1 protein-coding gene is annotated in these 546 nt (G+C 45.2%); it reads right to left on the reverse strand.

The genetic code is table 11. The features are described 5' to 3' along the window. Positions 1-15: 15 nt before the first annotated feature. Positions 16-456 carry an SDR family oxidoreductase gene (locus tag ABHV44_RS16190; protein WP_459075756.1) on the reverse strand — a complete coding sequence of 147 codons (441 nt, stop codon included), beginning with the start codon at positions 454-456 and terminating at the stop codon, positions 16-18. Between the last annotated feature and the right edge of the window lie 90 nt (positions 457-546).

The raw sequence follows: 546 nt of genomic DNA on the forward strand, positions 1-546 counted from the left end.
TGGAAATGCGATAGATTAAATTCCTGAGCCCGCTACAGGTAGGGTCTTGCCACTCACTATCCCGCTATTCGATAACAGTTGTGACACTAAATAGCACGCCATCGAACTGGCACTGCTCCCTGCTTCCATACCCGGAAAAGCGGACTCCAGCATCTCGGTTTGTACTGATCCCAAAGCGTAACAGTTCACCAAAATACCCTCCTTGTCTAATTCCGTGGCCAAACATTCTGTCAATATCGATAAAGCTCCCTTGCTCGAACTGTATACCGACAAACCTGGAAACTTCGAATAACCACTCATGCCGCCTATGCTACCGATGTTCATCACCTGGGAAAGTTTGGAGGACTTTAATGAAGGAAGTAAGGACTGGGTGAGGAAATAGGGAAGGGTTACTTCGTAAGAAATGAAGTACAGGTGACTGGGAAATTCAAAAACTCCAAAAGTTTCTATAAACAAAAAAAGCCCCTATTTGGGGCTTTTAAAAAAGTGGCAACGACATACTCTCCCAGGTTTAACCTAGTACCATCTGCGCTGGTGGGCTTAACT

This window comes from Halocola ammonii (assembly GCF_049334165.1).
Classification (GTDB): domain Bacteria; phylum Bacteroidota; class Bacteroidia; order Flavobacteriales_D; family Sanyastnellaceae; genus JBEGHD01.